Source organism: Duganella vulcania, assembly GCF_009857655.1.
Lineage (GTDB): Bacteria > Pseudomonadota > Gammaproteobacteria > Burkholderiales > Burkholderiaceae_D > Rugamonas > Rugamonas vulcania.
Map to the genome: position 1 here is coordinate 1 of NZ_WWCX01000199.1, position 3,303 is coordinate 3,303.

Sequence of the window (3,303 nt, forward strand, 5' to 3'; positions counted from 1 at the left end):
GGCGCTGCCAGCCGGCGGCGCGACCGGTGCAGCCGGCACTGGCGCCACGCTCACCGGCGGCGTCTTGCGCGGCTTGCGCTCGGCCGCGCCGCCGCCGAAATCGAACTCGCCGTTCTTCATTTGACCGCCTCCCGGTCCAGCAGCGCGGCCTTGCGGTCCACGCCCCAGCGGTAGCCGGAGATCGACCCATCGTTGCGCACCACGCGGTGGCACGGGATCGCCACCGCCAGCGCGTTGGCCGCGCACGCCCCCGCCACCGCCCGTGCCCCCTTGGGCGAACCGACCAGCTCCGCCAACTCGGCATAGCTGACCGTGCGCCCGGCCGGTATGCCGCGCAGCACCTGCCACACGCGCTGCTGGAAGGCCGTGCCGCGCACATCGAGCGGCAGGTCGAGGCCCAGCTCCGGCCGCTCCACCATGCCGACCACGCGCGACACCACCTGCTCATACTCCGGCTCCGCGCCGATCAGCTCCGCCTTGGGGAAGCGGTCCTGCAGGTCGCGCACCAGCACATCGGGATCGTCGTCCATCAGAATCGCGCAGATGCCCTGCTCCGTGCTGGCCACCAGGATCGCGCCCAGCGAACAGGCGCCGATGGCGAAGCGGATCCGCGCGCCACGGCCGCCGGCCCGGAAAGCGCCCGGCGTCATGCCCAGCACCGCCGGCGACTGCGCATAAAACCGTCCGCTGGAATTGAAGCCTGCCGCGTACATCGCATCCGTCACCGTGGCCTGCTGCGCCAGCCCGGCCTGCACGCGGCGCGCCCGCTGCGCGTTGGCGTAGGCCTTGGGCGTGATCCCCGTCACCGCCTTGAACATGCGGTGGAAATGGAAACGGCTCACGCCCACCGCCGCCGCCAGGCTGTCGAGGTCCGGCGCGGCGCCGTCGGCGGCGGCGGCCGTGTCGATCAGGCGGCAGGCCTGCGCCACAATGGCGGCCTGGCGCTCGGCCAGCGGCGGCTGGTCCGGCTTGCAGCGCAGGCAGGGACGGAAACCCGCCTGCTCGGCCGCCTCGCGGCTGTCGTGGAAGGCCACGTTCTTGCGCAGCGCCGGCCGCGCGCCGCACGATGGACGGCAATACACCCCGGTGCTGCGCACCGAGTACCAGAACACGCCGTCGGCCCCGGCGTCGCGCCGCGTCACGGCGGCCCAGCGCTGCTCGTCGCCCTGGTAGGCGGCCTGGATCAATTCTTTGTTTGCGGTCTTGCCCATCTCGGACTCCATGATCGGATAAGGAATGCCACCATCCTATCCAGCGCCGCGCGGCGACGCACTCCGGCTCTTGCTTTTGAATTGCAGATTGTACGTCGGACAAGCACGCGATGCTAAAATGTCCGCTTGCCGCCAGCCAGGCGCGCGCCCCGGAGAAAACGTTTGGACGACGAACCAGCCCTGCCAGAGAGCACCCCCATATTCCAGCGCATCAAGGACTACCTGGTGGCGCAGATCGCCGCCGGCACCTGGAAGGAAGGCGATGTGATCCCGTCCGAACAGGCGCTGGTCAAGCAGTTCGGCGTCTCCCGCATGACCGTCAACCGCGCCGTGCGCGAACTCACCGCCGACCAGATCCTCACCCGCCGCCAGGGTTCCGGCACCTACGTCGCGCAGCAGAAGTACCAGGCCACGCTGCTGGAGATTAAATCCATCGCCGACGAGATCCGCGCGCGCGGCCACGCCCACCGCAGCAGCCTGCAGCAGCTCGAGCGCGTCAAGGCCAGCGAGTTGATGGCCAAGCAGTTCGACCTGCCGGCCGGCCATCCGCTGTTCCATTCGGTGATCGTGCACTTCGAGAACGGCGTGCCGATCCAGGTCGAGGACCGCTGGGCCAACCCGCTGTGCGCGCCGGACTACATGGAGCAGGACTACTCCGCCATCACCCCCAACGAATACCTGATGAAGGCCGCGCCGCTGCAAGGCGCCACCTACAGCATCGAGGCGCTGGCCGCGCCGCGCGACATCGCCGACATGCTGGCCATCGACACCAAACAGGCCTGCCTGGTGCTCAAGCGCCAGACCCGCTCCAACGGCCAGGTCGCGTCCATCGCCACCATGTGGCATCCAGGCCACCGCTACCAGTTCGCCGGCAGCTTCGCGCAGTAGGCCGCTTGGCGTTGCCCGCGCTTACAACTTTCTCGACTAAGGCCCAATCTTCGATGCTATAGTTGCCCGGCTACAGCATAAATACCAGCAATGCCTTGCGGATTGAAAGGGAAGCATTTGTCGCACCGCCGTCCCAGGTCCGGCCGGACCCTCTTCTGGCGCCGTCTGCCACGCGCCCTGACGGCGGCTGCGCTCGTGCTGACGTGCGGCGCGCAGGGGGCGCTGGCGGCCGAGAAGGTCAGCATCCAGCTCAAGTGGATGCACCAGTTCCAGTTCGCCGGCTACTACGCGGCCCAGGACCAAGGCTATTACCGCGACGTCGGCCTCGACGTCACGCTGATCGAGGCCCGCCCCGGCATCGACCCCACCCTGTCGGTGCTGGAGGGCCGCGCCCAGTACGGTGTCGGCAACACGTCGCTGCTGGTGGCGCGCGGACGCGGCCAGCCGGTGGTGGCGCTGGCCTCGATCTTCCAGCACTCGGCCAGCGCGCTGCTGGTGCGCCACGACGCCGGCGGCAAGGCCCGCGCCTGGACCGGTTCGCGCCTGATGCTGGCGCCGAACAACGAAGAGCTGCTCATCCTGCTCAAGAAGTACGGCGTGCGGCCCGACAGCCTGACCCAGGTCCCGCACAGCTACAACACCGACGACCTGCTCGAAGGCCGGGTTGACGCCATGTCGGTCTACCTGACCGAAGCGCCCTACCTGCTCGAACGCAGCAACGTCGGCTACGAGCTGCTGTCGGCGCGCATGCTGGGCGACGATTTTTACGGCGACACGCTGTACACCACCGAGAGCGAACTGCGCGAGCATCCGATGCGCGCGCAGGCGCTGCGCGAGGCCACGCTGCGCGGCTGGCGCTACGCGATGGCGCACCCGGGCGAGATCGCCGACCTGATACGGGCCCGCTATCCCGAGCGCCACAGCCGCGAGCACCTGATGTACGAGGCCCAGCACATCGCGCCGCTGCTGGAGCAGGGCCTGATCGAACTCGGATACAGCAACCCCGAACGCTGGCGCGCCATCGCCCGCACCTACATCGAACAGGGCATGCTGCCGGCCGACTTCAAGCTGGATGGCTTCCTGTACCAGCCGCAGGCCGGCGGTCGCCTGCTGCGCTACGCCGGCCCGCTGACGGCCGCGCTGGTGCTGCTGCTGACGGCGGCCGGGCTGTGGCAATTGCGGCGGCAGGCGGCGGCGCTGCGGG

The 3,303-nt window shown here is 69.4% G+C and carries 3 protein-coding genes; 2 read left to right on the forward strand and 1 reads right to left on the reverse strand.

Annotation, left to right across the window (positions count from 1 at the left end; all coding sequences use genetic code 11):
- Window positions 1-116: 116 nt before the first annotated feature.
- Window positions 117-1,223 (reverse strand): bifunctional DNA-binding transcriptional regulator/O6-methylguanine-DNA methyltransferase Ada, encoded by a 1,107-nt coding sequence (gene ada, locus GTP90_RS35100; protein ID WP_161087841.1) that lies wholly within the window; start codon window positions 1,221-1,223, stop codon window positions 117-119.
- A 114-nt stretch (window positions 1,224-1,337) separates the two neighbouring features.
- On the opposite strand from ada, the gene hutC reads away from it, so the two are divergent.
- Window positions 1,338-2,099, forward strand: coding sequence for a histidine utilization transcriptional repressor HutC (gene hutC, locus GTP90_RS35105; RefSeq protein WP_371875181.1), 762 nt, complete (start codon window positions 1,338-1,340; stop codon window positions 2,097-2,099).
- A 195-nt stretch (window positions 2,100-2,294) separates the two neighbouring features.
- The coding region (locus GTP90_RS35110; protein ID WP_371875182.1) for an ABC transporter substrate-binding protein at window positions 2,295-3,303 on the forward strand (1,009 nt) is incomplete at its 3' end.